This window comes from Methylophaga sp. UBA3603, from assembly GCF_002375335.1.
Taxonomy (GTDB): Bacteria; Pseudomonadota; Gammaproteobacteria; order Nitrosococcales; family Methylophagaceae; genus Methylophaga.
Genome location: NZ_DFMC01000010.1, coordinates 67,638 through 93,910, shown reverse-complemented (window position 1 = coordinate 93,910; position 26,273 = coordinate 67,638). Strand labels below are relative to the sequence as shown.

Annotated in this window: 27 protein-coding genes; 12 read left to right on the top strand and 15 right to left on the bottom strand. The window is 46.8% G+C overall.

Translation table 11 applies throughout. The annotated features are described in order from the left end of the window. Positions 1–294: 294 nt before the first annotated feature. The 5 genes from B4F66_RS11225 to B4F66_RS11205 all read right to left on the bottom strand — a co-directional run bounded on the left by B4F66_RS11225 (position 295) and on the right by B4F66_RS11205 (position 5,307). Positions 295–1,023, bottom strand: a complete 729-nt coding sequence (locus B4F66_RS11225; protein WP_292353899.1) for a copper resistance protein B — start codon at positions 1,021–1,023, stop codon at positions 295–297. After that, positions 1,010–1,429 (bottom strand): multicopper oxidase domain-containing protein, encoded by a 420-nt coding sequence (locus B4F66_RS11220; protein WP_292353901.1) that lies wholly within the window; start codon positions 1,427–1,429, stop codon positions 1,010–1,012. Before B4F66_RS11220 ends, B4F66_RS11225 begins: the two co-directional genes overlap by 14 nt. Before the next feature lie 57 nt (positions 1,430–1,486). Beyond that, positions 1,487–2,707, bottom strand: a complete 1,221-nt coding sequence (locus tag B4F66_RS11215) for a copper resistance system multicopper oxidase (protein WP_292353903.1) — start codon at positions 2,705–2,707, stop codon at positions 1,487–1,489. 60 nt (positions 2,708–2,767) lie between these two features. Further along, positions 2,768–3,118: a hypothetical protein gene (locus B4F66_RS11210; protein ID WP_292353905.1), complete on the bottom strand. Its 351-nt coding sequence runs from the start codon at positions 3,116–3,118 to the stop codon at positions 2,768–2,770. Positions 3,119–3,375: 257 nt separating this feature from the next. Beyond that, positions 3,376–5,307, bottom strand: a complete 1,932-nt coding sequence (locus tag B4F66_RS11205; RefSeq protein ID WP_292353907.1) for a TonB-dependent receptor — start codon at positions 5,305–5,307, stop codon at positions 3,376–3,378. 307 nt (positions 5,308–5,614) lie between these two features. Here B4F66_RS11205 and B4F66_RS11200 point away from each other — a divergent pair, with 307 nt between their 5' ends. The 9 genes from B4F66_RS11200 to B4F66_RS11160 all read left to right on the top strand — a co-directional run bounded on the left by B4F66_RS11200 (position 5,615) and on the right by B4F66_RS11160 (position 13,657). Further along, positions 5,615–6,703: a peptidoglycan DD-metalloendopeptidase family protein gene (locus B4F66_RS11200; protein WP_292411241.1), complete on the top strand. Its 1,089-nt coding sequence runs from the start codon at positions 5,615–5,617 to the stop codon at positions 6,701–6,703. Between the two features lie 263 nt (positions 6,704–6,966). After that, positions 6,967–8,145 carry an SIR2 family protein gene (locus B4F66_RS11195; RefSeq protein WP_292353911.1) on the top strand — a complete coding sequence of 393 codons (1,179 nt, stop codon included), beginning with the start codon at positions 6,967–6,969 and terminating at the stop codon, positions 8,143–8,145. After that, positions 8,142–8,921, top strand: coding sequence for a helicase HerA domain-containing protein (locus B4F66_RS11190; protein WP_292353913.1), 780 nt, complete (start codon positions 8,142–8,144; stop codon positions 8,919–8,921). Before B4F66_RS11195 ends, B4F66_RS11190 begins: the two co-directional genes overlap by 4 nt. A gap of 198 nt (positions 8,922–9,119) precedes the next feature. Next, the gene (locus B4F66_RS11185) at positions 9,120–9,992 is read left to right on the top strand and encodes an ATP-binding protein (protein WP_292411242.1); all 873 of its coding nucleotides are present in this window, start codon (positions 9,120–9,122) and stop codon (positions 9,990–9,992) included. Between the two features lie 197 nt (positions 9,993–10,189). Next, the gene (locus B4F66_RS11180) at positions 10,190–10,894 is read left to right on the top strand and encodes an NYN domain-containing protein (RefSeq protein WP_292353917.1); all 705 of its coding nucleotides are present in this window, start codon (positions 10,190–10,192) and stop codon (positions 10,892–10,894) included. A gap of 64 nt (positions 10,895–10,958) precedes the next feature. Then, entirely contained in the window at positions 10,959–11,348 is a 390-nt protein-coding gene (locus B4F66_RS11175) for an antibiotic biosynthesis monooxygenase (protein WP_292353919.1), read from the top strand. Positions 11,349–11,354: 6 nt separating this feature from the next. Then, positions 11,355–11,534, top strand: a complete 180-nt coding sequence (locus B4F66_RS11170; protein WP_526022916.1) for a hypothetical protein — start codon at positions 11,355–11,357, stop codon at positions 11,532–11,534. A gap of 86 nt (positions 11,535–11,620) precedes the next feature. Further along, a complete protein-coding gene (locus B4F66_RS11165; protein ID WP_292353923.1) occupies positions 11,621–12,130 on the top strand; it encodes a DUF6653 family protein in 510 nt (169 codons plus the stop codon). Between the two features lie 657 nt (positions 12,131–12,787). Beyond that, positions 12,788–13,657 (top strand): phosphoribulokinase, encoded by an 870-nt coding sequence (locus tag B4F66_RS11160; RefSeq protein ID WP_292353925.1) that lies wholly within the window; start codon positions 12,788–12,790, stop codon positions 13,655–13,657. A gap of 84 nt (positions 13,658–13,741) precedes the next feature. On the opposite strand, the gene B4F66_RS11155 is transcribed toward B4F66_RS11160, so the two are convergent. From B4F66_RS11155 to B4F66_RS11145, 3 genes are read right to left on the bottom strand one after another with little or no spacing between them, the layout of a single operon-like run. Continuing rightward, positions 13,742–14,671, bottom strand: coding sequence for a 5-oxoprolinase subunit C family protein (locus B4F66_RS11155; protein WP_292353927.1), 930 nt, complete (start codon positions 14,669–14,671; stop codon positions 13,742–13,744). Continuing rightward, positions 14,668–15,360: a 5-oxoprolinase subunit PxpB gene (gene pxpB, locus B4F66_RS11150; protein ID WP_292353929.1), complete on the bottom strand. Its 693-nt coding sequence runs from the start codon at positions 15,358–15,360 to the stop codon at positions 14,668–14,670. Before pxpB ends, B4F66_RS11155 begins: the two co-directional genes overlap by 4 nt. Further along, the gene (locus B4F66_RS11145; protein ID WP_292353932.1) at positions 15,360–16,133 is read right to left on the bottom strand and encodes a 5-oxoprolinase subunit PxpA; all 774 of its coding nucleotides are present in this window, start codon (positions 16,131–16,133) and stop codon (positions 15,360–15,362) included. The genes pxpB and B4F66_RS11145 overlap by 1 nt, the downstream gene beginning before the upstream one ends. Positions 16,134–16,496: 363 nt before the next feature. Between B4F66_RS11145 and B4F66_RS11140 the strand changes: the two genes are divergently transcribed. Continuing rightward, positions 16,497–17,069 carry a hypothetical protein gene (locus B4F66_RS11140; protein WP_292353934.1) on the top strand — a complete coding sequence of 191 codons (573 nt, stop codon included), beginning with the start codon at positions 16,497–16,499 and terminating at the stop codon, positions 17,067–17,069. Positions 17,070–17,098: 29 nt separating this feature from the next. Continuing rightward, the gene (locus B4F66_RS11135) at positions 17,099–17,641 is read left to right on the top strand and encodes a cytochrome b (protein ID WP_292353936.1); all 543 of its coding nucleotides are present in this window, start codon (positions 17,099–17,101) and stop codon (positions 17,639–17,641) included. 70 nt (positions 17,642–17,711) lie between these two features. Here the strand turns inward: B4F66_RS11135 and B4F66_RS11130 are convergent, their stop codons facing one another. The 7 genes from B4F66_RS11130 to B4F66_RS11100 all read right to left on the bottom strand — a co-directional run bounded on the left by B4F66_RS11130 (position 17,712) and on the right by B4F66_RS11100 (position 25,375). Beyond that, complete coding sequence (locus B4F66_RS11130) at positions 17,712–18,704, bottom strand: alpha/beta fold hydrolase (protein ID WP_292353938.1); 993 nt, start codon at positions 18,702–18,704, stop codon at positions 17,712–17,714. A 71-nt stretch (positions 18,705–18,775) separates the two neighbouring features. Further along, positions 18,776–19,234 carry a DUF4112 domain-containing protein gene (locus B4F66_RS11125; RefSeq protein WP_292411245.1) on the bottom strand — a complete coding sequence of 153 codons (459 nt, stop codon included), beginning with the start codon at positions 19,232–19,234 and terminating at the stop codon, positions 18,776–18,778. Positions 19,235–19,320: 86 nt separating this feature from the next. Continuing rightward, complete coding sequence (locus B4F66_RS11120) at positions 19,321–19,458, bottom strand: hypothetical protein (RefSeq protein ID WP_292353942.1); 138 nt, start codon at positions 19,456–19,458, stop codon at positions 19,321–19,323. 160 nt (positions 19,459–19,618) lie between these two features. Further along, the gene (locus B4F66_RS11115; protein WP_292353944.1) at positions 19,619–19,948 is read right to left on the bottom strand and encodes a DUF3240 family protein; all 330 of its coding nucleotides are present in this window, start codon (positions 19,946–19,948) and stop codon (positions 19,619–19,621) included. Next, positions 19,945–23,031, bottom strand: coding sequence for an efflux RND transporter permease subunit (locus B4F66_RS11110; protein ID WP_292353946.1), 3,087 nt, complete (start codon positions 23,029–23,031; stop codon positions 19,945–19,947). Before B4F66_RS11110 ends, B4F66_RS11115 begins: the two co-directional genes overlap by 4 nt. Further along, positions 23,031–24,044, bottom strand: coding sequence for an efflux RND transporter periplasmic adaptor subunit (locus B4F66_RS11105; protein WP_292353948.1), 1,014 nt, complete (start codon positions 24,042–24,044; stop codon positions 23,031–23,033). The genes B4F66_RS11110 and B4F66_RS11105 overlap by 1 nt, the downstream gene beginning before the upstream one ends. Before the next feature lie 74 nt (positions 24,045–24,118). Then, positions 24,119–25,375: a TolC family protein gene (locus tag B4F66_RS11100; RefSeq protein ID WP_292353950.1), complete on the bottom strand. Its 1,257-nt coding sequence runs from the start codon at positions 25,373–25,375 to the stop codon at positions 24,119–24,121. A gap of 156 nt (positions 25,376–25,531) precedes the next feature. Here B4F66_RS11100 and B4F66_RS11095 point away from each other — a divergent pair, with 156 nt between their 5' ends. Next, positions 25,532–26,215, top strand: a complete 684-nt coding sequence (locus tag B4F66_RS11095; RefSeq protein WP_292353953.1) for a response regulator transcription factor — start codon at positions 25,532–25,534, stop codon at positions 26,213–26,215. The last annotated feature ends 58 nt before the right edge of the window (positions 26,216–26,273 follow it).

Sequence of the window (26,273 nt, the reverse complement as noted above, 5' to 3'; positions counted from 1 at the left end):
TGACACCTGTTAAGCCTAATAATCTGATGTATAAGCAAAAAATGCACCGTGTTAGTTTGAGAGTGGCTTTACAAGTTGTCTGAAAAACTTAACCAAGCAAAACCAATAGCTTTAAGAGGAAAACGAGAATTTTTGTCATTAAAACGGTATTGAGAGAATTCGATAATTTTGCCCAAATTTAGAGCAAATTTATTAATCAGGCTTCAATTTAGGTCAATCAGTGAGTAATGGTGTGCTGAGTAATGGAGTTCCCACGCAGCGCGTGGGAACCAGTTTTCTGACTTAATACCCAAATTAAAAAAGCAGTTTGATACCTATGGAAGCAATCCAGTCTTCTTCGCTCTCATCGGCATTTCTGGCGATAGACGCCGTTCGGCCAAATTTGCGTTCGTATTTCAGATCCAGATAAGGCACGACTTTACGGGTGATTTCATAAAACAGTTTGAAGCCGATTTCACCCTCGCTTAAGCCCCGGCCTAATTCCTGACGTTCAACATTCTGGGCAGTAAAGTCCAGTTGATAGTAGGGTTCGAAGCCAAACCGCTGGGTGAACAGCAGATGGTTTTTCTGTTTCAGCCGGGCACTGACATCACCATAATCACTGATGAACAGATGCGCCTGAGTTTCAAACAGATAGGGTGCCAGACCATTAAAGCCCAACGTTAGATAGCGGGTCGATTCTGGTTGGGTATCCACACGCAGACCCAGTTGGGCATCCCAGAAGTCGTGCACATTTCGGCTGTACAACGCCCAGACTTCGCTTTGTTCCAGCTTGCCTTTGTGGCCTTCCAGTTCACCTTTGAGCCAGAGCTTGTGATAGTCCCCGCCGATCCAGCCATCCCATTCAATATGCGATTTATCACCTTCACTGCCACCGCCATGTTGGGCTTCAAACCATAAGGCATGAAAGATTTGCGATTCATGCTCGTGTCCATGCCCATCATAATTTTCATCGGCATGGCTGCTGGAGATAAACAGACTCAACACGATGGTCAAAAATAGATTGGATTTAGTGATGCTCATGATGACCTCCCATCTCTTGTTGTGCTGGTGGAGCAGCTGGTAAATCATCTTCGTCATACTCAGCAGCCACTACGGAAGACATCATGCCAGCAGACATGTGATAGAGCAGGTGACAGTGAAATGCCCATTCACCGGGTTCATCCGCTGTCAGTAATACCGAATACTCTGTGCCAGGTGCGACATTTACCGTGTGTTTGTTGGGTAGTTTTTCACCGGGTTGACCGTTTTCCAGCTGCACAAACATGCCATGTAAATGCATTGGATGCGCCATCATGGTTTCGTTTTTAAAAATCAGCCTGACCCGTTCACCATAGCTAAGTTTGATCGGTTCAAAGCCCGGATCGCCATATTTATGGCCATTTAACGTCCAGATAAAGCGTTCCATGGTGCCGCCTAATTTGACCACAATTTCCCTTTCGGCAGGACGCAGATCATCTTGAGTGCCCAGTGCTCTTAAATCACTTTATTGCAACGCTTTGTGACCTTCTGGTGTACTGGCATCGGCCCAGCCACTTTGCATTTCAGCGGGTTCATCTTCCTGCATCGCCTGATGATCATCGCCATGCATATCGTGTCCACTATGATCCATCGAATCAGTCTGGCTCATCTGATGATCGCCGTGATCCATATCGTGGCCCATATCAGCCATGGTTAATAATGAACGGGGTCGGTGTGCTGGCACCATTCCATTCATGCCTGCTCGTGGGGCGAGCGTACCTAAAGCAAATCCGGTACGGTCTATAGATTCCGCTGCAATGGTGTAAGCCTGATCCGCCTCCGGCGTCACAATCACATCATAGGTTTCGGCCACGGCAAAACGGAATTCATCTACGGTGACCGGCTCGATGTACTGTCCATCAGCTTGAATCACGGTCATTTGCAAACCCGGAATCCTTACGTCATACATCGACATGGCCGAAGCATTGATAAAGCGCAATCGCACACGTTCACCGGGTTTGAAAAGTCCCGTCCAGTTTTGTTCGTTGGTTTGACCATTGACCAGAAACGCATCGTAACGCACATCGGCCAGATCGGTGGGTGACATCCGCATCTCTCCCCAAGGGCGAACATCCTGCCAGGCGGAAGCTAAACCCTGCTTGCGAACTTCACTGAAAAAGTCGCCGACAGTACGTTGTGAATAATTGTAGTAGTGCGGGCTTTTTTTCAGGTTGTTGAAAATCTGCTGACCGATTTCATTGCTGAAATCCGACAATAGCACCACATAATCTCGATCAGCTTGAACCACCGGTTCATCTTTGGGGTAAATCACCAACGCCCCGTAATGCCCATCCTGTTCCTGCGTACCGCTATGAGCGTGATACCAGTAAGTGCCGTTTTGACGCAGGGTAAAACGATAGGTAAACGTTTCACCGGCTTTGATGGCTTCATAACCACCCAGGCCCGGTACACCATCCATTTCGGGGGGGAGCAATAAGCCATGCCAATGCACAGAGGTCGGCTCATCCAGTTTATTGATGACATGGATAACCGCTTCATCACCTTCGGTGAATTCCAGTATCGGGCCGGGAATACCACCGTTAATAGTGATGCGTTCTACGGTTTTGCCCGTAATATTGATCGGTTCACGATCAATGACCAAGGTATATTCGGTCACATCCGCTATGGCGGAGAAGGGTAATAATACGGCTGAAATAGCGATCAGCCAGCGTGTAAATTGTTTCATGAGATCTATCCTCAACGTGTTTCGATTGGGTATCGGACGATACCCGCTACAACGGGAGGATTAGCTGCGGGGAGGGCGTTCTAGTTTGGTAGGAGATTGACGAACAAGCTGCTCAGCAGCAATGGCCAAGCGACTTTGTGAATAGAGTGAAGCAGTAAAAACAGATTGAAAACCTAAAACACCGGATGCATGACAATTGGCTGCTGCACAATGACAATGATCACTGGCGCAATGCGAATTGGCATCGTGTTTTGCTTGAGGTTCAGCATCGGAATCACAATCATGCTGTTGTTGACTCATTTCATGGTGCACAGCCATATCATTACTTTCTGCATGCGCAGCAGGCATAAGCATCGACAGCATAAAGAAGCCGATAAGCAAATAATGAAAAAGAGACTGTGGTTTAGCCATTAATTAATTACCAATAGATTATGTATGGTTAGACGCAGGATAAGCCAAAAGTTTTTACAGTGCCAAAATTCTGGAGATAAGACACTATAAACCTGAGTATGAGATTCATGGAGTACTTCGGAAAAAAAGGGGACAGATTTATTTTTTAATATAAAAACTGTCCACTTTTTTGGTTGCCATTAAAAAGCTCTCGGCTTTTGCCTAATTTCGCATGGCTTTATAGCCCGTCGAAATATAGCGTGCTGACTTATTCCAGCTTAAAATTCATAGCCATAGCTCACCATGTATTCAGCTGGTGCTCCATAACCGATTTGGTTACGTCCTGACGCTCCACCTGTTGCCCCGAGGAAGTACTCTTCATCAAAGATATTGTAGGCATTGAACTGAACGCTATGCTTTCCCACCCGATAAGCGGCCATTAAATCCACTAAAGTATAACTATCTAACTTAACCGCTTCGTTATTTCCAGCATATCGTTCACCCACATATTTGATGTTGCCACCCACTCGCCAGTGACTATCGATTTGATATGTGGAACCTAATGAGAATAATTGATCAGATACATCATTTGGTTTTTTACCTGTATCTTTATCTTCAGCATCTAAATAAGTATAGCTGGCTGTAGCACTCCACTGTTCTGTTAACTGCCCGCGTAGCTCTAATTCAAAGCCGTTATGACGTGAGGTATCTCGATCTGTAACATCGCCCGTTATTGTATCCGTTACAGGGCGCTCTTGTTCAATTTGAAATATGGCAGCATTAAACATCAACGCATCATCTAATGTATAAGCTTTAAAGCCAATTTCTTTTAGATCAGCCGAGTAAAACTCAGCCGCACCATTGCTAACAAAAATGCCGGCATTAGGCAGTTGCCATGAGCGTGAAAACGTCGCATAGGTCGATAAATCCTCAGTCAGACGATAACTGGCGCCAACACGATAACTCCATTTGTCGTCATCCAGATTTTCTTTCGGGTTACCCACACGCTGTTGTTCCAGCTCCATTTTGTCGTGACGAACATTACCAGTCAGTGTCAGATCACCGATGGTGTACATATCCTGCAAATACAAGCCATAGGTTTTGGTGTCATTTTTTCTAAATGGCTCGAAACCACCATTAACCACATGTTCAGTGACCGGATCATAGATCGATTGGTTTGCTTTCGTTACTCGACCAAAATCTAAATCAATCTTGGTTTGTGTATATTCACCACCGAACAATAATTCATGTGCGCCGACAGACCATTTTAATTCTGATTGCAGTGCATTAAAACGACGAGGGTCATAACCAAAATTACTGACTGTTTGTGTGACCGTGTCGCCAGTCACATTGCCTTGTCTCGTGCCTTGCTGTTCCAATTCAACACGGCTAATCACCACACGGTTATTCCAGATTAAATTCGGGGTGAATTTGAATTCATCGTTCAGAGAGAAACGTACACTTTTTGATTCTTGGTAATCATTGCTGCTACCAAAGTAGGTACTACGTGAAACATTCACTGGTTTACCATCTACTGAAGGCACACCACGATAAGGCACCAGGTCTTGCTTTGATATTTCCAAATCCACATCTAAAGTGTGATTATCACTCGGGGTAAACCGCAGTGTTGGCGCAATGAAATAATCTTTTGAATCGACATGATCGACAAATGAATCTGCTTTGCGGACCTCTACATTGATACGGCCATTGACAGTATTTGAGAATGATGTCGAGCTATCTACACGGCCTACCATTTTTCCATGACTACCAATACTTGCATTCAAACGTGTGAAATCATCACCATTAGCACGTTTAGTAATCAGGTTAATCAGCCCGCCTGTCGAACCACGTCCATACAAAGCACCCGCGGGGCCTTTAACTACTTCGATTTGCTCAATATTCGCTAAGCTACGATAAGACTGCAAGCCAGTATCATCACGCATGCCGTCACGATAGACATCATTCAAGGCATCAAATCCGCGAATAACAAATTGATCGCGGCTGCCTTCTCCAAGCGTATTGTTGACACCGGCCACACCATTTAAGGCGTCAACTAAACGAACCGCCCCACGATCCGTAATTTCAGTATCCGTTACTACAGAAACAGACTGGGGAACATCAAGCCATTCCGCATCTGTCTTACTTCCTGATGTTGGTGAAAACTGTGCATAGCCTTTGTATGCCTGACCAGTTACTACTAAAGGATTCATAGTCTTTGCTGAGCTGGTAGTGTCATCTGCTAGTAAGGGAAGCGAATAAATTGAACAGCATGTCACTAAAGTAGAAATGAGTCGTTTTTTTGTGTTCACCATGTGTGTCCTAATTTTATTAAAAAAAGGACGCAAATGATATTGATAATAATTAACATTTGCAAATGCGAAGTAAGATCTCATTCTGGTTATCACAAAATACTGGCAACTAAACATTGAGCTAATGGTTTAAAAAAGTAAAAAGGGGAGAGATAAACAGACCCTGGAAGTTGTCGCATCAATAATCTAAGAAGAGATGAACGTTGGTATGAGTGACCCGACCAAAGCAACTGATAGCGATCAAGTGTCTGAGCCTGACAATGTTCAGACAGGGCATGACACTGTTGATCAGTCGCCAATAAATCCAAAGAAACGAATCATACGATCGTGGTTATTTTTTGGTCTGTTAGCTTTATTAGTTGTTGTTCTGATTGCGCGTGATGACTTAAGACAAAACGCAGTAGAAAGCAGCGAAAATGCACTCCATTACATTGCCTTTGATGTATTGGGCTGGTCTCCAAGAGATCTGTTTATCTGGCGTTTACGAATGGCGGGATTATTGGATAGCCCAATGGGGCAGCGTTGGATAGAGGCTGTAGATCTGGCGGGTGAGCAGCCAGTGCAAGCAGCCGGTCAATACCGCACAACCGAATCCTTTGCGAGCGATGAAGTTGAGGCTCATGTTTATCAGGTGTCACTTGAACGAGGCGAAAAGCTGATATGGCAATTTTCTCGTTTGGATACTGCTGAAAGTAGGCTTTACGCCAGCCTTGAGCGGCGTGAAAAAAACGATCAAGAATGGTCAACCATCACAGAACTTAACGCAGATGACACAACCAATAGTGAGGTTGTCTCCAAAGCGGGTGCCTACCGCATCGTTCTGCAACCAGAGTTATTTGCCAATGCAGAATATTCACTGGCAATGGCCAATGGCGGTTCATTACCATTCCCTGTAGAGGGAGCAGGCCAACGGGATATTGGTAGTACTTTCGGTGTTGATCGTGATGGCGGTGTCCGGAAGCATCACGGCGTGGATATCTTTGCAGAAAGGGGAACACCAGTTACAGCGGTTATTGATGGTTATGTCCGAACCGGAACAGGCGCTAGAGGTGGTGAACATGTCTGGCTATCGGGCAGCATGATTGGGTTCGGCAGTGCTCGTTATTATTATGCCCATCTGGACTCATTCGCCGTTGAATCCGGCGAAAAGGTTAAAAAAGGCGACATACTCGGCTATGTCGGTAACACCGGCAATGCTATCACCACGCCACCACATCTTCACTTTGGCATTTACTCAGGCGGTCCGGTTGATCCAGCACCGTTTTTGAAACCTGAGCCCAATTTGTCTGATAGTTAAGCATCTTGATAACCAGCTAAATCTGATTAATCAGCTCCCAATAAGTTACTGAGTTTGCAAGTAATTGAAATCTGTGAAATATTCAACCCACTACATCCGCAATGGATTTGAGAAATGGAAATGTTATGGAAAACACACCTTCCCAAACAGCAGAAAATCAAAATCAAGTTGGCTGACCCCTTGATAGTATTAATAATTATTACAATGCATAAATCCTTATTGATGCATTGTTCGTTTACATCACTAAGAGGAATTTCTGTTTAATGGACACGAATACAAAAGACCTTTTAGATCAGCTTGATAATCTTTTGGCAGCAAGCAATCAGTCATGGTTGTTTGGTGCGGGAATCAGTCTTGATGCAGGCATTCCACTGATGTGGCCATTAACTGAGCGAGTTTTCGCGAAGGCAAAAACCGAAGGGGAGCCAAACGACTTCTCTATTCTGGAGCTCATTAAGAATCAGCTTTCTGATAACTCTCATATAGAACACATTTTGAGTCAACTGGGTGATCACCGTGCGATTGCTGACCGATCCAAGGACAAAAACGTTACTTTTGGTTCCATCAAGCTCTCGGTAGAAGATTTAGATAAGCTTCATCAAAGAATTCTGACGTGGATTGCTGAAACAATTCGATGGGGATATACACCAGCCAAACCAGATGGTACGTCGGAGATAATCGGAACACATGAGAAACGGATTGTCGTTATTGACCAGCATGCTGCGTTCGTTTCAGCTCTATTTAATCGAAGCCAAGCGGGAATCGCGGAGCGCCGAAGAGCAGTCCGGCTATTCACTACCAACTATGACACTCTCCTAGAAGATTCACTAGCCCTTTGTGGTTTTTCTTACTGGGACGGTTTTTCTGGCGGAGCTGTCGCGTATCGAAGCCATAGGTATGGTGATGAGGAACCGAATTTAAGAGACCGTGCACATGTAATTAAGCTTCATGGATCTATTGATTGGCACTTGGGAGAAGATGATCGTGTATGGCGAGTCCGTGATGGTGATCTATATCCGAAGAAAATTTCTCGAGTTCTCATTTACCCGCAATCGACAAAATATCTAGCAACTCAGCGCGACCCCTTCGCTGCTCAGTTTGAGCTTCTACGTCGCACTCTTTGTGCTCCAGAGGAGAACGTACTTGCAACCTGCGGTTACAGTTTCGGGGATGAACATATTAACCAAGAGATAGAGCTAGCGCTTCAGCGCCCAGAGAATAAAACAACTCTACTTGCCTTTGCTTCAAAACTTAATCCTATTCTTGAAAAGTGGAGAGCGAGTTCATGGGGCAAGCGAGTTTATGTGATTACCGAAGATGGATTATATGTTGGGCCAGGTGGTCCACATGTACCCCAGATTGACCCAGCGAAGCTAGATTGGTGGACGTTTTCTGGAGTCACTAAAATACTCAATAGTGGAGCAGAGGCATTCACGGTATGAATACATTTGATCTAATTCCAGATTTGAAGGTTGGGCATATCGTCGAAGTCTCTGGAACTTCGATTCGGGTTGAGTTATCAGGGGATGTCACTGAGCTCACTAGAACTTTCGAAGGTCGAGTGTATCCGATTGGACAAATCGGCAGCATCGTTAAAGTCCATTTCGGAAGACGTCTTGTGTTCGGATTTGTAACACTATTGCGCATGCGCTCTGAAGAATTACTGGAAATCACTAAGCCTATACCTCCTGATGCGGACCAAAGACTAATGGAGGTCGAACTTTTTGCTGAGGGGGTCTGGAACGCGACGGAACAGAAATTGCGGTTCATCCGGGGTGTAACTACTTACCCGTTACCCCGGCAGAGTGTGCATTTGCTTACTCGCGAGGAGACTGGTCAGATTTATTCGGCTGCGGAAGGGCAACAAAATGACGGTGCCTATAGCCCACTTGTTCCATTTGCTCACTATGTTGGAGCAGATAATGCCGTCTGTAGAGCAAATGTGGATAAAATGCTTGGAATGCATTGCGCCGTACTCGGCTCTACTGGGTCAGGAAAGTCTGGTGCGGTAGCCGCTTTACTTCATAGCATGCTGGAGCACACCCCAGAGCCAAACGCAATATGTCATCCGAGGATCATTGTTATTGATCCCCATGGAGAATATGGACACGCATTCAAAGAACGAGCGATCGTGTATCGGGCATACGATCCACTTGGAAACGAAGAGACAGTTGGCTCTCCGATAAGCCTGCCCTATTGGCTGATGTCTGCGGATTAATTCAGAACTTTAGTAATTGGGAAAACTGAACAAGAAGCAACTTCTCAGAACAACATTGTCTACAAAGCCATTACCTACGCACGCATGGTTGCTGCCGACCTAGTTGACCCTTCCCCAACTGCCCATGGTGGCGTAGCCCCGACCGATGGCTTGGACCACGACGCGCCAAGACCAAAGGAAGGAGTTACATTCGAAAAGTTGGTTGAGTTTGACCACGATAAGCCAAGGCCCTTTAGCCTTCAAGAGTTCTACAACCACATTTTCTACTTGCAAGCAGCGCGCGTGCAGGGCTCGGAACTTCAAAGCGTTACAGCCTCAGATTTCGCCACGAGGTTTAAATCTATTTTGGATAAGCTCTCAGTATTGAGGCGTGACCCAAGAATTCGTTTTATGATGCGGGAGTGGAATAATGAGAGCCCAAAACTTGAGCGTATCATTGCCCAATTGGTTGGTCAGATCCAAGGTGAAGGGGCTGTCGATAAGGACATTCGTATTTTGGACATTTCTGGTCTTCCAAATGAAGTGGCAGGACCGCTTGCAGCAATGCTTGCTCGTCTTTTGTTTCAGTACAAAGTTTACCAAACAACTGAAGAAAGAAAGCGAGATCCAGTGGTACTAGTTTGCGAAGAAGCTCACAGATATGTTCCCGATAGGGGAGAGGCTGAGTATGTAGCGGCTCAAACTGCTATCCGCCGAATCGCTCGCGAAGGACGAAAGTATGGGATCGGGCTAATGCTCGTTAGCCAGAGGCCTGCAGACGTTGAAAGTACTGTGATTTCTCAGTGTGGTACATGGCTTGTGCTGAGACTTACGAATGCTGCAGACCAACAACATGTTTCTCGTTTCCTTCCAGATGGTCTCTCGGGAATGACGAAGGCTTTGCCTAATCTTGCTCAGCAAGAAGCGATATTTGTAGGTGAGGGTGCTGCAATGCCCGCGCGTGTCCGAATTAGAGACCTTGATGAGAGTCAACTGCCCAAATCAGAAACAGCAAAGTTTGCAAAAGGCTGGATACTTGATCGTCTCACAGAAGAAGAAATTGCTGCGGTTGCTAATCGGATGGCCGGTTAAATCGTGGTCATTTTCGTTGAGGAATAGGGTGGTGATTCTTTGTCGGAATTAGATATGTGTTCTGTAAAAATTAATAAGATCGAAAGGGTCAGAGTCAATTGAAGTCCATCCAGCCATCAGTGATAAGGTCGTCATAAAAATTTAGTATCAATAGATAGCTAACCATCTACAAATCTATATTCGCATGAGGTGCAACCATGGATGAACTAAAACAGAAAATCGCATTATTTATTGATGCTGATAATGCGCCCGCGAGTAAGTTTGAAGATGTGCTGAGCGAGGTCGCAAACTATGGTGTGGTCACTATCCGTAAAGCATATGGCAATTGGAAGTCGCCTACGCTAAAGGCATGGGAAGATCTGTTGCATGAATATGCCATTCAACCCATCCAGCAATATGATTTAACCAAGGGGAAAAATGCGTCAGATATCGCATTGGTTATTGATGCGATGGATGTGATGTATACCAAGCAGATTGATGTGATGTGTTTTGTGTCATCGGATTGTGATTTTACGCCGATGGTGACCAGAGCATTAGCGGAAGGGAAGGTTGTGTTGGGGTTTGGTGAACGGAAAACACCGTCGGCATTTGTGAATGCGTGCTCCAAATTTCTGTTTCTGGATCAGGAAAAAGAAGTCACCAAAACAGCGGTTAAACCCAAGAACATTAAATCCGATACCAAACTGATTCATTTGCTGCGGCAGGCCATTGAGGCAACCGAAGATGAAGATGGCTGGGCGGCGCTTGGCCCTGTTGGATCAAATATTTCTAACAAGACCTCGTTTGATACCCGGAATTATGGCTTTAAGAATCTCAGTAGCCTGTTTAAAGCCATTGATTTATTTGAATTAAAACGTGGCACCGGTAATTCTTTTTTAGTGCGGAATGTACGCAATAAGTAAGACTAATGAAATCAAAGGGGAGGGTAGCTTTCCCTTGATGTACTAGATGTTTAGGAAGTGAACAATGCAACAAAATCGTCTGGACCCTATAACCGAAGGCGCGACGGCAGTTATCACCCATCAGGTGGATAAGGATAAACATGCCGAATATGAAGAATGGTTAAATGAAATTTCCCCACATTGTAAAAGCTCGCCGGGGCATCTGGATTTGAATGTCATCCGGCCCATTGCCGGTTTGACTGAAACATATACGATTATTATTCGCTTTGATACACAGTCACATTTACGTGGCTGGATGGAGTCCGCCAAACGCAATGAGTTGATCGCCAAGGTGTCGCCATTGTTGGTGAAAGGCGACGATTTTTATATTAATAGCGGGCTGGATTTCTGGTTTACTCCGGAGCAAGCAAATACTAAAACGCCGGTTCGTTGGAAACAGGCTTTGGTCACCTAGTCAGCTATCTATCCGCTGGTGTTGCTATTGCCGTTTTTGCTGCCACCACTTCACAAGCTGGGACTGCCTGATAATCATTATCTGGATACCTTGATCATCACCGGTATTGCGGTTTTGCTGATGGTCTATGTGGTGATGCCGCGCTATACCAAGCTCATTCATGCATGGCTGTTTCGGGGTTGTTAGGTTTAGAAAAGAGACTTTGAGATCAAGAGGCTTCAAATGCTGGCTATTTTACTCGAACCGGGTGATTAACCTATCGGTAATGTGAAATGACATTAGAACGCAAGATTGCAGGGCTTTTTAAGCTTGATGATGACAACTGGATGAGGCACGCGAATCCAATCAGTGTCTGGACCCGATATTCTGTGCTTCCTGTTATCGTTCTCGCGTTCTGGAGTAGAGAGTGGATTGGCTGGTGGTGTTTGGTGCCAGGACTGGCATCGCTTCTGTGGTTATTTTTCAATCCAATTCTTTTCAAAAAACCGAAATCTACCAAAAACTGGGCATCAAAGGCTGTTCTGGGAGAGCGTGTTTTTTTAAACCGGGATATTGTTCCGATACCGGGTAACCATAACACTCCGCTACACGCGATTCTTAATGGAATATCGTTTGTAGGTGTGTTGTTATCGATCTGGGCGACTGTGTATTTCTTGGTATGGGGCGCTGTGCTAGGTGTTGCATTGGCTTATCTTGGCAAGAGCTGGTACTTGGACCGAATGGTCTGGCTTTACGAAGATATAAAGGAAAAGAACGAGCTTTATCGTAGCTGGGAGTATTAGGGCTTGAATCAAGTCACGAGGAACACATTTTAGCTCCCTGATAAATTCTATTATGAGGATTATCATTAACGCCAAAAACAGAATAAAACGAAATCTGTACTCCAAAAAACCGATAGAGATATCGCTTTTTTTCCTCAGCTCCATCTCACCGAATATTATTAAATCTCACTTTGGCTAATCTAATAAAAAAGCCATCCAACACAAACTGGCTACCTAGCTGACCACTCCATCCTGTGCTGTCATGAAATGGTCGTTAAGACTTAAGTCATAAATTTTATTTATACCGAACATAAATATTTATGCCTTTTATTTATTGCCTCCCTGGTCTAGATTAAAAAAACCAGAAATGACTGGTCATCAGTGACACGCTTTTCCGCCTATGGAATTGCAAATCGAAAGGATGAATATTTTGGCATTACTAGATCTGGCAACAGCATGTAAACACATTTCTTTTACGGTTGGTCGAGGCGTCATTACTGGCATGTTGGACGCCTCGAACTCAACCAATGTAAAGAGTAAACCTCAACATCAGCCCTATATCATTACCAATGACATCCTGGTCGATGCCTTCTCGTGGACCGGCTACCCAGCCCGGAAATTGTACTCGTAAGAAGTCAAATCCGCCTCCCAACGACCACCACCAAGGAGAAGGTTTAAATGTCTGTTTCCCATCCGATTATTGCCGTTACTGGTTCTTCAGGAGCCGGTACCTCAACCGTAAAACATGCTTTTGAAGATATTTTTCGCCGGGCTAATATCAAACCCGTTGTTATTGAGGGCGATAGCTTTCACAGATACACCCGTGAAGAAATGCGTGCTGAAGTCATCAATGCTGAAGCAGAAGGCCGTTCGCTAACCCACTTCGGGCCAGAAGCAAACTGTCTGGATAAATTGGAAAAACTATTCCAAACCTACTCTGAAACGGGTCGTGGCGAAAAGCGTCACTACATTCATGATCAGTGTGAAGCCACCAGATATAATCAACCTCCCGGCACTTTTACCAAGTGGAAAGAAATCGATAATGACAGTGATTTACTGTTCTATGAGGGGTTGCATGGCGGTGTGGTGACCGATGAAGTCAATATTGCCCAGTATGCCGATCTGTTGATTGGTGTGGTGCCGGTTATCAATATCGAATGGATTCAAAAAATCAAACGTGACTGCGCCAATCGTGGCTATTCGCAGGATGCCGTAGTGGACGTCATCCTCAAACGGATGCCAGATTATATTCACCATATAACACCACAATTTTCCCGTACCCATATCAACTTCCAGCGGGTGCCACTCATCGATACGTCCAACCCTTTTGTGATGCGTGAAATACCGACCGCGGATGAAAGTCTGTGTGTGATCCGTTTCAAGAACCCGCAAGTGGCGGATTTTCCCTATTACCTGTCGATGCTGAAAGACTCGTTCATGTCACGTCCCAACAATATCGTGGTGCCTGGCGTCAAGATGGGCCTGGCGATGGAAATCATTCTGACACCGTTCGTCGAAAGGATAATGGAGAAACGCAAGCGAGGTTAAAGATGTTGTAACGGTCATTGAGAGAACGTTTCAGATGGGAATGTTCTGATTATGAAACGATATGAATTTTTATCGACTGGATACTTACACACCAAAAAACCGATAGAAATAACGCAGTTTTTCCTGAGCTTCTTCCAGCGAAATCTGGGTAAATCTCACTTCGGTATGGGCTTGTTGCTGGGCCAGTAAAAACGCATCAAGTACAAACAAGGTGCCAACTTTGGGATAGCCGCCCATGGTCTGACGATCTTTCAGCAAGATGATTGGCTGACCATCAGGGGGCAGTTGAATGGTGCCGTAGGGGATGCCTTCGGAAATAATGCCTTGTACATTAGGCATTATCGGCTCGCCTTCCAGTCTTATCCCCATGCGATCGCTTTGCGTCGAAATCCGATAGGTCCAGTGATAAAGCTTTTCCAGTTCGGCTTCGTCAAATTGATCAGTTTGTTCGTTGGGAATGACGCTGAGAATTAAAGAGCGCTGGTAATCGGGGATAAATAAGGGTGGTACATGCGTTGTCAGTTTTGGTTTGTGTTGACTGCATGGCAAAAAGTCATCGGCTTTTAACGGATTGCCGTAACCGTCAATGCCGCCGATTTTTTCTCGCATGACCGTCGCGACAGAGCCAAAGCTGGGTTGTAACTCAAAACCATCCTGTATTGCTAGGTAGCTGCGTATTCCTGAAGAGGCATGGGCAAAACTCAGTTTATCGCCCAGCTTGAGGGTATGCGTCTGCCAGTTTTCAATGGGTTGGTTATTGAGAGTGGCGTTCATCTCGGCGCCGGTTATGGCGATATTGGTATTAGCTAATACTTCAAGTTGTAAACCACCAAAACATATCTCCAACGCAGGAGTATTAGAGCGGTTATTAAGTAAGCGGTTTGCCCATAAAAAAGCATGTTCATCGGCAGCACCGCCGGGGGAGAGTCCGATATGTTGATAGGCAAAGCGTCCCAAATCCTGCACCAGCGTTAAAATGCCGGGTTTGAGCACTTTTAAACCCGGCTGCGTCATTCGAGCTGGCCTCCTGCCAACAGAAATTCTGCTTTACTGACAGAGACAAATTTCACTCTGTCGCCGGGGCGCACCGGGCATAATTTCGGGCTGTGACGATCAAACATTTTCATCGTCGTACGTCCCAGAATATTCCAGCCACCAGGTGTACTGATCGGATAAACCGCTGTTTGTTGATCGGCAATGGCAACTGAACCAGCTGCAACATGAGGCCGTGGTGTTGTCAGTCTTGGTGTGGCAAGTTGGTCCGATACATTGCCCATATAAGCAAAGCCAGGTGCAAAGCCAATGGCAAAGATTTGATAAATGGTTTCACTATGCCGGTGAATAACGTCATCAATGCTGATTTGATGATAGTCGGCAACATGTTGTAAATCAGGCCCCACATCGGGGTGATACCACACCGGAATCTCAACCAGATTACCCATTTCGTTAGGGCTGATATTCAAGTTAGCAAGATGCTGCTGAATTTTATCCTGAATACTGGGGAAGTCATTTTTTCGTGGATCATAACAAAGCATCAGGGTGGTATAGCTTGGCACCAAGCCACGAATTTCTTCCTGAAATTCTTTTTGCAGCCGTTTAGTGGCAGCACGAATGATGGGGACCAGATCCGTATTGATCTGATCACCAAACCGGATTAACACGGCATCCGGTCCAGCATGTTCAATATGAAACTCGAGTTTCATCAGCAGCGATATAGTTTGTTGAAGGAGTTGCGGATATGTCGAACAGCCTTAACCGATTCAGCGTTATCGCCATGTACACATAAAGTGTCAGCATCGAGCTTTAATCGCTGACCATTTCGGCTGATGACGCTACCTTCGGTGGCCAGCAATAACGCCTGTTCAAGGATTTGCTGTTCTGAATGATAAACAGCGCCTTCCTGAGTGCGGGCGCGCAGCTGGCCGTTATTCTCATAGGCACGATCAGCATAGGCTTCGAATAGTAATTTGATACCAAACTCTGCAGCAATCGATTCAGTTTTACGATTATCAGTGGAGGCCAGCACCATCAAGGGCAAGTTGCTATCGTAAGAGGTAATGGCCTCAAGTACTGCACGCAGAATATCGGGATCTCGCATCATATCGTTGTAGAGCGCGCCATGTGGTTTGACATATTCAACACGAGAATCATGTGCCCGGCAGATGCCATCCAAAGCGCCAATCTGATATTGCACCATGGAAATAATTTCCAGTGGTGTGCATTGCATGCTGCGACGGCCAAAGCCAATCAAATCGGGATAACTTGGATGGGCGCCAATTTGTGTTTTGGCTTGTTTCGCCAACAGGACGGTTCGGGTCATGGTGACGGGATCAGAAGCATGAAAGCCACAGGCGATATTGGCCATATCCACCAGGGGCATAATCTGTTCATCCATCCCCATAGACCACGGCCCGAGACTCTCGCCCATATCACAGTTCAATAGCAGTTTTTTGATTGGGAGTTGGCGTTGGTTCATGGTTCAGTTGGTTCAGTAAATGAAACGGTAGGTAAAGGATACACCCTATTTTTAACGACAGTAATTTGTCTTGGTTAGCAGTAAGCTTCAATAGCAGTTATGCTTATTTAAGGGAATGGTTCCTGTGATAAGAACTTATAAAAACCTTACATGTCACAGGTTTTATTCGTTTGGCGGCAGCTCTCACATAATAAGACTAAACCAGCGTGAGTGAGTAATGCGTGTATGTTAGCCAAACGTTTGCAGACCCTAAGCAGTGAAATAGCAAAGGGTTATATAAATGGAGAGAGTAGTAGACGTCCACCAGACGGAACTGTTTTCTGTTCGAAATAATTAATCAATAATAATTGAGGGCAGGTGCTTATGGTATCCAATGATCTTAATAATAGCTCTACGCCTAACTGGGCCAGTATTCTTGGCGTAGTGGCGATCATGCTTGGTGTGTTTCTGACAGCCATGCATGGTACCGAGATAATGAAACAATATGTTATGACATCAAATATGCCGGTATCGGGCGAAATGCCAGAAGCCGATTGTCCTTTGGAAGAACTTGAAGAAGAAGGTATCAGTGTTGCTGAATGTGAATACCTTGTTGCTCATGTTCAGGGAGTCGCTTTATCTACACCAGACTGGTTCCCATCAACGATGATGACGTTGGCAGCGGCTGGTACATTACTGGCTTTTGCCTCAGTCATAATTGGTGGCGCTTTGGTGAATTACACCCCTTGGTCTTCTGCTGCCGCGGTGGTGGTGTTTATCGGACTGGCAGTGGTTGACTTGTTGCAATTTTCTGCTGTCGTGAGTACCGGACCTATCTTGCGGGATATGTACCTATGGAGCATTTTGCTGTGGTTTATTCTGCACTTGATGTTGCTGGTCGGTGCTATCGCAGGAAGACATACGGAAGCGGCGCGCGTTAATCGCGAAGTTGCCTGATTCTTAAAATAATTTAGTTGGAAGACATTATGCAAAGACAAGGTTTTAACAGAGCGGTCGTTGTTATTCATTGGCTACTGGCCGTTTCGATATTTTTTCTCTTTATTTCCAGCTGGTGGATGATGGGGCTGCCATTACCATCGCAAGAGTTACAATTCCGGGCTTTTCCATTCCAATTACATAAAAATATTGGTCTGACGCTGGTGGTATTGCTAATTATTATGCTGTACGTGCGATTTAAATATCCGCCTGCACCGCCCTCGGCCCAAGATATGACGCCGTGGATGCATAAGTCAGCGATTCTGGCGCACATTGCCATGTACGGTCTGATCTTTTTTGTCTGTATCAGTGGTTATCTCTCTTCGGCGCATACCAAGTGGGATACCGAAGTGTGGTGGTTATTTACCTTGCCACGCATTGCTGAAGCCAACGAAGATATGAATGAATTCTGGGGTGAGTTACACACTTACTCAGCATGGATTCTGTTGGCATTAGTTGCTGTGCATGTCAGTGGGGCGATTTACCATTCGTACCGAAATGACGGCATTATCAGACGCATGATGCGTTGGTAAGAATTGCTGTAATGCAAAAAATTGAAGGGCCGCTTTGCGGCCCTTTTTTTGTAACCGTCAACAGGGATTTTCAGTATCGGCGTAAGTTTTCAAGCAATGTCTGGTGAAATTTATCAGGCGTCTGAATTTGTGGTGAATGCCCCAACTCTTTAAAAGTGATCAAAGTGGCATCCGGTATTTGATCAGCCACTTGCTGGCTGATTTTTGGGTAGTTACCCAGCTCAGATTGTTTGTCTTTTGGTGCCAGGTTTTTACCAACCGCTGTATTATCCTGTTCGCCTATCAGCAATAAAGTTGGCACTTGCAGATTTTTAAATTCATACACTACTGGCTGAGTCAGAATCATGTCGTAGGTCAGCGCTGAGTTCCAGGCGACAATTTCCTTTCCCGGGCCACGGAACATGCCGGCCTGCATCTCCACCCACTGATCGTATTCAGGCTGCCAGGTTCCTGCGTAATAGGTATTTTTTTGATAATTACGAATGCTCTCTGCATTGGTTTTCAGGGCATTTTGAAACCAGCCATCAATTTCACGATAGGGCACCCCTTTAGCCAGCCAGTCCTCAAGGCCTATGGGATTTACCATCACTAACTGCTGAACCTTGTCAGGGTTTAACAAAGCATGACGAGTGGCCAGCATACCGCCCATTGAATGGCCCATAACCGAATAACGCTCAACAGCTAAATGATCGAGTAAAGCGCTGGTGTTGGCGGATAATTGATGAAAGCTGAATTGATAATGCTCAGGTTTACTCGATTTACAGAAGCCGACTTGATCCGGCGCGATAACACGATAGCCATTCTCTGTCAGGAATTGAATAGTGCCTTCCCAAGTGGCTGCGCAGAAGTTTTTGCCATGCAGCAGTACCATTGTCTGACCATTGGGTGTTTCAGGCTGAATATCCAGAAAGGCCATCTCAAGTGACTGACCTTGTGAATCAAACTGGAAATAGTCAACGGTAAATGGATACTCAAAACCTTCCAGTCTGGGGCCGTAATGATTTTCCGTGGCCAGAACCGGCAAAGTGAACATCATCAAAGCGATGCAAAGCAGGCGAGACATAAACATTTTCTCCATAAACAGGATCGAGATCGATAATGGGTATCGATGCGAATACCCTCAGTTTTTTGACTCTAGCTATTTATAGCTGCTGCGATCAAACCAATTATCCAGCCAATCAATGCGATCATCAGCACCAGGATGCCCAGTAACACGGCTAGAAAGACAATATTCTCCAGCAGCGATTTTCGATAAACCTTTTCAGGCTGTTGTTGATAATCGTTCAGTAATGTCGCATTGCGTTTATTAGCTTTCCAGACAAAATCAAACACGTCGCCGGCAAGCGGTATCGCACCCAGAACCGTATCTATCATCATATTGATGATCATCCTGCCCAGAATCATTCGTGGCACGCCTATTTGGTGAGCTTTGTAGATAATGACGCTGGATAATAGTCCCCCTATAAAATCACCTATGCCAGGAATCAGTCCTATAAAACCGTCCAGTCCAATTTTATAGCCCCCCGGAAGGGTAATGCTCTCATCAAGAAACCAACTTAAACGCTCTACAAAACGACTTTTTGTTTTCATCATTCGATATCCTTTCTCTTAGGGGCTTATTGATGATACGCATATTTTAATGAGGATTTAAGCTTGACCAGTTCACCAGCAACTTTTGCTTATTCAATAATGGTGACATGTTTCCATACAGGCGGTTTGATGTCCCGTATCATCGCCTGAATGGCAATTTTTAATGTGGCTAACTGGTTAGCATACGGTAATAAAATTGCCAGTGTGACATCTTCTGTAATCACCACAGTCTAAGAGAGTCCAATTGAGTTTGGACACCCACACAGCAATCATCCTATCTGCACCAACATGGTATTTATTGAGAAACCAGGCAATAAATGATGACGGTTAGCTTTCACCAATTAAGGTTTGAGGAATGTGTTTTTGATCAAGCATCAATAAATTTTATTAGCCTTCGATCCTGCCGAAATTACTCACAGCTTGTTGCCAATAGGTGATGTCACGGCCCACTGCCTCGGCCAGTCCAGCGAGAATGAGAGGGATAAACGACTCATTGACAATCAATTCGTATTGAGAACGCTTGCGCCTACCCGAAACCTGCTCAGCCACGCTGAGTCCTTGATGCTGGCCATGACCGTAAACTGTATAGGAGGTGAAACCGACTATCTGCTCAATGGAAAGCAGGTAATCAACCAGATCTTCCTCTAGTTCCGGCGCAACATTGAGCATCAGTATGCAGATTTCCTCGTTATCTTTTTCAATAGTTGATGTGTTCATACACTGTCTCCCGAGCTGTTGAGGGGACGATGAAATGCCTTATAAATAATTGGCAGCATGAAAAGTGTCAGCAGAGTAGAGCTAATCAGTCCGCTGATCACTACAATCGCGAGAGGGCGCTGAATCTCTGATCCAGGACCGGTGGCCAGCAGCAATGGCACCAGCCCGAAAGCACAGATCGTGGCCGTCATCATCACTGGACGCAGTCGACGGAGAGCCCCCTCGGTTACGACCGTAGCAATATCCAGACCTTTGGCTCGTAACTGATTGAAGTAAGTCATCATTACCACGCCGTTCAATACTGCAATACCCAGCAGGGCGATGAATCCCACCGATGCTGGCACAGAAAGAAACTCACCCGTCACCCACAAACCGATCAGCCCGCCTGTCAGGGCAAAAGGAATGTTAGACAGAATGATTAGCGTCTGTTTAATGGAATGGAACGTCAAAAATAGCAACAGTGCGATCAATGCAAGTGCAAGTGGCACCACGAGCATTAGACGTGCGGCCGCGCGCTGTTGATTTTCGAACTCACCGCCCCATTCCAAACGGTATCCATCGGGCATCTCGACATTATCTGCTATCAGCTTCTGTGCCTCTTCTACAAAGCCCACCAGATCACGTTCTGCCACATCGGTGCGGATAACGCTGAAACGCTGACCGGATTCTCGGGAGATAATAATTGGGCCTTCGACACGGGCAACAGTGGCTATCTCTGACAGCGGAATCTTGCCACCATCAGGCAAGTCAATAAAGCTGTCGCTAAGACGCGTCAGCCCGTCACCTTCAATAGCTTCGTAGCGCAACATCAGGGGAACACGAGCGCTGCCCTCAATTACATTGCCCACATTGACACCTTCAATCTCCGCACGCAGACGGGTCTGCAGTGCATCAGCATCCAGTCCCAGCCGCCCGGCCATGATGCGATCGATACTCACTTGCAGATATTGAGCGCCTTCGTTCAGTGTTGCAAAGGTATCAATAGCACCGGGAATAGCCTCCACTTGCGTGGCGATCTGCTGTGCGAGGGTGTTGAGGGTATCCAGATCCGGGCCGAACAGTTTGATGGCGACATCACCACGCGAGCCGGTGAGCATCTCCGATACACGCATGTCGATTGGTTGCGTAAATCCATAGTTGAGCCCAACGAAACGATCCATGACCTCGCGAAGGTGTTGTTCAAGTTCTGTCTTGGTAGCGACGCGCCATTCCTCGACCGGACGCAGCTGCAGGAAAATATCAGTCTCGTTCAGTCCCATCGGATCCATGCCCATTTCATCCGAACCGATGCGAGAGACGATGCGTGCTACTTCCGGAACCTCATCAAGAATCGCACGTTCGATCTGAAGCACGATACGAGTGTTTGCCTCAAGACTGATCGAAGGAATTGTTTCCAGCTGGATGAGAATGTCACCCTCATCCATAGTTGGCATGAAGGTCTTGCCAACCAGTGGAAACACCACAAAGCTGGCGGCCAGTAATACTCCTGCAGCCCCTAAAACCAGGGCAGGGTGAAGTAATGCCTTGCGCAGCATAGGTTCATAAGTTTTTGCCAGGGTCCTGCTCAGCCATGGCTCGGCATGAGCATCAGAGCGGACAAGGAATGACGCAATGACAGGAATCAATGTCAGGGATAGCAGCAGCGATCCCAGCAGCGCAAAGACGATAGTTAAGGTTACCGGGCCGAACAGCTTCCCTTCAAGCCCTTCCAGTGTCAGTAGCGGCAGGAACACGATGACGATGATAATGATGCCGGAGGTCACAGGTGCTGCCACATCACGCACTGCACGGTAGATAATATGCAGGTGTGGCAGTCGGCGTGTGCCGCGCTGATGCGCGAGGGATGACACAATGTTTTCGACGATCACGATGGATGAGTCGACCAGCATGCCGATGGCGATAACCAGCCCCCCCAGGCTCATCAAATTGGCTGACATTCCCATCTTTCCCATCATGAGAAAAGTGAACAAGGCGGATAAGGGAAGGATGATAGCCACAGTGAGAGCGGCACGCACATTGCCAAGGAACAAACCAAGCAGAATGATAACCAAAACTACAGCTTCCAGAAGGGCAGAGGATACCGTACCTACGGCACTTTCGATCAGTACCGTACGATCATAAAAAACTCTGATCTGTGTGCCTTCTGGTAAGGTGTCTTGCAACGTCTGAAGCCTGGATTTAACGCCTTGCACAACTTCACGGGAATTGGCACCACGCAGCCCGATAACCAGACCCTGTACGGCTTCTGCTCCACCATCCGCCGTAACTGCGCCATAGCGCTCCATACTCCCAGTGGAGATACGTGCCACTTCGGCTAGCGGAATGCGATCACCCTCAGCGTTGACGACGAATGTATTGCTGATGTCTTCAAAGCCGTTAATCGCCCCTTCTACACGAACCAGAATGACTTCCTCTCCCTGGTCGATCCGTCCGGCACCATCATTTTTGTTGTTGGCGCTGAGTGCGTCGGCGATATCCTGCAAGTTAACACCCATTGCTCTCATGGCTTCACGAATAGGTTTGACTTCATAGGTGCGCACAAAGCCGCCGAGCGAGTTCACATCAGCAACTCCGGGCACGTTACGCAGCGCCGGACGAATGGTCCAGTCGAGCAGGAAGCGCTTTTCCTCCAGTGTCATGGAGGGATTGTCGATGGTAAACATAAACATGTCGCCCAGTGGTGTGCTCATCGGTGCCAGTCCACCGCTGATGCCTCCGGGGAGATTGTCCCAGACATTGCTGAGCCGTTCGCTAACCTGCTGGCGCGCCCAGTAAATATCGGTACCGTCCTCAAAATCCAGTGTGATTGAGGTGAGTGCATACTTGGATATAGAACGCAGCATGGTTTGGTATGGAATACCCAGTAATTCTACTTCCACAGGTTGTGTGATAAGCGACTCAACTTCCTCCGGAGTCATACCCGGCGCCTTGATGATGATCTTGACTTGTGTTGGCGAAATATCGGGGAAGGCATCAATAGGTATATTGAGCAGTGCGCGACCACCAAAACCAATCAACAATATTGACAGCAATAAGACCAGCAGACGCTGACTGAGGGACCATTGAATAAGTGAAGACAGCATTATTCAGCTCCACCCAAACCGAGTTGAATCCCCTTGAGAACGGCGGTGCCCTGAATGGCGATCTCCTCGCCAACCGCAATGCCTTCGGAAGCCAGATAGTTAGCGCCGATGGATTGTAGTTCCAGAGTACGTGCTTCAATCCCTGCAGCCGTTCGTACATAAACTATGGTTTCACCGCCAGTATGCACGACCGCACGGTCAGGAATGAGCACACCATTGTCGACCGGTGGCAGCACAATAGATAAGACCTGCCCCGTGGTGAAAGAAGTATTGGCGTTAAACTCCGCCAGCAATTTAATCGTCTGATTACTGCTGTCGATGACCAGATCCTTCTGGCGCAACGTCAGCGTCTCGCCACTATTGGCAATACTCAGCTGATGGCCAATCTCCAATGCTTCTGCTGCTTTGGCAGGAATATGAGTACTGACCCAACGGCGAGTGCCTGCATTCAGCATAGCAATGATTTGTCCAGCCTCTACATAGCTGCCGACGTTATACATGCGCTGTGAAAGGACGCCATCTTCCTGCGCCACCAAATAGAATTCTCCCAGTCCCGAACCCTGCTTGCGCAGCGCCTCAAGTTTTGCGCTATCGAAACCGCCTTGTGCCAGATGTGATCGTGCAGTACGTTCAGCGAAAGCGGCTTGTTGCTTTAGCAGGCGGGTTTTTGTCAAACGCTGTTTCGAGATAATTCCATCTGTGTATAGAGACTCGTCTTTGCGCAGTTCGAAGTCAGCTCCTTTCAGAGCGGAGACGGCATCTATCCAGGTATTTTGCAGGGGCAAGATGGAAGGGCTACTGAAGGTGGCGAGAATAGTGCCAGCAGTTGCACTCTGCCCGGGTATGAGGTTCCATGAAACCAGTGTACCGGCCCAAGGAGTTGTCAGGCTTGCTGCACTGTCCGGTGAGTTGACGACTGTCGCGGCATATCGTGCGCCGGAGCTCGTGTCCACTGGTATGGCTGGAGCAAAGACAATCCCCATCCTGGTTACATCTTCACTGTTGATAGGCACGATCTCCTGAGCACTCAGAGATGCGGAAAAAATTGCCAAAACAACCACAATGAATTTCTTGCGGAAAAAAAAGCTCATGGCAGGACTCCAACGATTTGGTTAAATTCAGTAATCAGGCGGGCGTGTCGCAGAGTAATCACTTCAAGCTCACGGGCACTCCGGCGCGACTGCTGTAAGGCGATGACTACCTGACTTATATCGGTCTCGCCGGTAACGAAAGCGGTTTTTGCCATTTCCCACTGCTGACGTGCCAGCTGGGCCTGCTCCTTGCTGAGTGGCAGAGATTCATTCAATGTGAAAAGCTCGTGGGCAACTTCGTGAAGTTGCAGGTTCAATTCACGGTAAGTATTGAGGTAGCGCACATCAGCTTCGACCTTGTTGCGACGTGCCGAACTTGTAGAAGCATTGACATGTGCGCGACCGCCGAAGGGGATTGTCACTGAGAGTGCCAAGGCATCTTGATAATCGTTCTGGTTACCGGCTCTTTGACGCCGTGACCCGATGCTGAGAGTGGGGCTGCCTAGTGCATCCAATTCTGTCTTGTCGATTTCGGCTGCTGCCAGATCAATATCGCTTCTTAACAGCCGCAACAAAGGATGTTCTGGGCTGACTTCTTCAGCTGTTAGGAGGGATTCGGTATGCGGCTTTGCTGGTCGCCTATTCAGACCAGTCAGCATCTGGTATTTACGTTCAGCATCAACACGAGCAGCTTCTGCTGCCAGTTCATTTCGTTGCTGGGCCAGCAGCAATGTTTGAGCCTGTAAAACATCACGCCGTGCGGTTTCGCCTGAAGCATGTAAGGACTCAGCGATTGACAATAGTTGCCGAGCATCTGCTGTAGCCTGTTTTTCTGTGGCCAACAGAGTATCTGCATCCTGCATGTCTGCCAGTACCTGGCGTAGTTTTCCTGCCATAGTCAAAGTAAAAGCTTCTTGCCACGCTGCTACCTGGGCATTGTATTGTTGTCCCCGGGCCTGCATGGCATTTCTCTCTCCCGATCGCCACAGCGGTAGAGCTATGCCATAAGTGAGCTCGCGTTCACCGAGGTTACTGAGCATTTGATCATCGATATAGTCCAGTTGCGCGCTTGGCCGGCCAGCAATCCAGCTTTCACCAACATCTACCATGGCCTGCGCCTGCTCTGTACGTACTTCGGTTTCCAAAGCTTCAGGGGCGTTGGCTAACGTCTGTTCCAGCAGGGTAGTAAAATTTAAATCTTGAGCCTTGATAAGTGGCGCATGATCGAGTTCCTGAGCGTGCAGATTTGGCGTGGTCATGAGCGCAACTAAAATGGTTAATGCTCTAAGGCGTTGTATGTGTGTTTTTTTCACTTTGTCATGTTTCCCTTGTCAGTTGGGATAGGGTGAAAGCTTTTACGTCAGCCTAAGTCAGAAGTTGTAAATAAATTGTCAACCCGTTGAGTTGACTTTTTTTTGACATGGGCCGATAGACACTGACAAAGTTATTGATTGGTGTAGGGGGTGGCAGTGAAAGTGCTGGTAATCGAAGACAATCGCGACATTGCAGCAAACATTGCTGACTATTTAGAACCTAAGGGGCATGTGCTCGATTTTGCTGCGACTGGACCACATGGTTTGAAGCTCGCGCTGAGCGAGCGTTATGACGTGATTGTCCTTGATATTATGTTGCCAGGACTTAATGGCATGGAGGTATGCAGGCGTCTGCGGAATGAAGGCAGCAACGATGTGCCGGTGCTGATGCTGACAGCGCGTGATCAGCTTGACGATAAATTAGAGGGATTTCAGGCGGGGGCCGATGATTATCTTGTGAAACCCTTTTCCGTGAAGGAGCTCGAGGTGCGGCTGCAGGCACTGATAAAATGTGGCAGCTCTCACACACCACGAACATTGATAGTGGGCGATTTACACTACGATCCCCAGACACTTGCTGCGACAAGAGCTGGTCAGCTGTTGGAACTCAATCCAGTGCAACGCAAAGTGCTGGAGCTATTGATGAGAAATACTCATCGTGTTGTCACCCGTGAAGAACTGGAGCAGCACATTTGGGGAGATATGCTGCCCGATAATGATGTGTTGCGTATGCACATCTACAGCCTGCGCAATGTGGTTGATAAACCGTTCGACACCAAACTGATTCACACTATTCATGGAGCGGGCTACCGACTGGTTGCCGAGCCATCACTTCCATGAAATCTAAAGCATCCCTTAAATTTCGAATACTCACTGCACTTGTACTTATCGTCAGCAT

Excerpts from the sequence above, each read along its gene's own strand:
- B4F66_RS11200 (WP_292411241.1), top strand. The coding sequence starts at position 5,615 with ATGAGTGACCCGACCAAAGCAACTGATAGCGATCAAGTGTCTGAGCCT.
- pxpB (WP_292353929.1), bottom strand. The coding sequence starts at position 15,360 with ATGAAACTCGAGTTTCATATTGAACATGCTGGACCGGATGCCGTGTTA.
- B4F66_RS11130 (WP_292353938.1), bottom strand. The coding sequence starts at position 18,704 with ATGTCTCGCCTGCTTTGCATCGCTTTGATGATGTTCACTTTGCCGGTT.
- B4F66_RS11145 (WP_292353932.1), bottom strand. The coding sequence starts at position 16,133 with ATGAACCAACGCCAACTCCCAATCAAAAAACTGCTATTGAACTGTGAT.
- B4F66_RS11210 (WP_292353905.1), bottom strand. The coding sequence starts at position 3,118 with ATGGCTAAACCACAGTCTCTTTTTCATTATTTGCTTATCGGCTTCTTT.
- B4F66_RS11125 (WP_292411245.1), bottom strand. The coding sequence starts at position 19,234 with ATGATGAAAACAAAAAGTCGTTTTGTAGAGCGTTTAAGTTGGTTTCTT.
- B4F66_RS11180 (WP_292353917.1), top strand. The coding sequence starts at position 10,190 with ATGGATGAACTAAAACAGAAAATCGCATTATTTATTGATGCTGATAAT.
- B4F66_RS11135 (WP_292353936.1), top strand. The coding sequence starts at position 17,099 with ATGCAAAGACAAGGTTTTAACAGAGCGGTCGTTGTTATTCATTGGCTA.
- B4F66_RS11195 (WP_292353911.1), top strand. The coding sequence starts at position 6,967 with ATGGACACGAATACAAAAGACCTTTTAGATCAGCTTGATAATCTTTTG.
- B4F66_RS11115 (WP_292353944.1), bottom strand. The coding sequence starts at position 19,948 with ATGAACACATCAACTATTGAAAAAGATAACGAGGAAATCTGCATACTG.
- B4F66_RS11205 (WP_292353907.1), bottom strand. The coding sequence starts at position 5,307 with ATGAATCCTTTAGTAGTAACTGGTCAGGCATACAAAGGCTATGCACAG.
- B4F66_RS11190 (WP_292353913.1), top strand. The coding sequence starts at position 8,142 with ATGAATACATTTGATCTAATTCCAGATTTGAAGGTTGGGCATATCGTC.
- B4F66_RS11225 (WP_292353899.1), bottom strand. The coding sequence starts at position 1,023 with ATGAGCATCACTAAATCCAATCTATTTTTGACCATCGTGTTGAGTCTG.
- B4F66_RS11110 (WP_292353946.1), bottom strand. The coding sequence starts at position 23,031 with ATGCTGTCTTCACTTATTCAATGGTCCCTCAGTCAGCGTCTGCTGGTC.
- B4F66_RS11155 (WP_292353927.1), bottom strand. The coding sequence starts at position 14,671 with ATGACGCAGCCGGGTTTAAAAGTGCTCAAACCCGGCATTTTAACGCTG.
- B4F66_RS11215 (WP_292353903.1), bottom strand. The coding sequence starts at position 2,707 with ATGAAACAATTTACACGCTGGCTGATCGCTATTTCAGCCGTATTATTA.
- B4F66_RS11175 (WP_292353919.1), top strand. The coding sequence starts at position 10,959 with ATGCAACAAAATCGTCTGGACCCTATAACCGAAGGCGCGACGGCAGTT.
- B4F66_RS11165 (WP_292353923.1), top strand. The coding sequence starts at position 11,621 with ATGACATTAGAACGCAAGATTGCAGGGCTTTTTAAGCTTGATGATGAC.
- B4F66_RS11160 (WP_292353925.1), top strand. The coding sequence starts at position 12,788 with ATGTCTGTTTCCCATCCGATTATTGCCGTTACTGGTTCTTCAGGAGCC.
- B4F66_RS11140 (WP_292353934.1), top strand. The coding sequence starts at position 16,497 with ATGGTATCCAATGATCTTAATAATAGCTCTACGCCTAACTGGGCCAGT.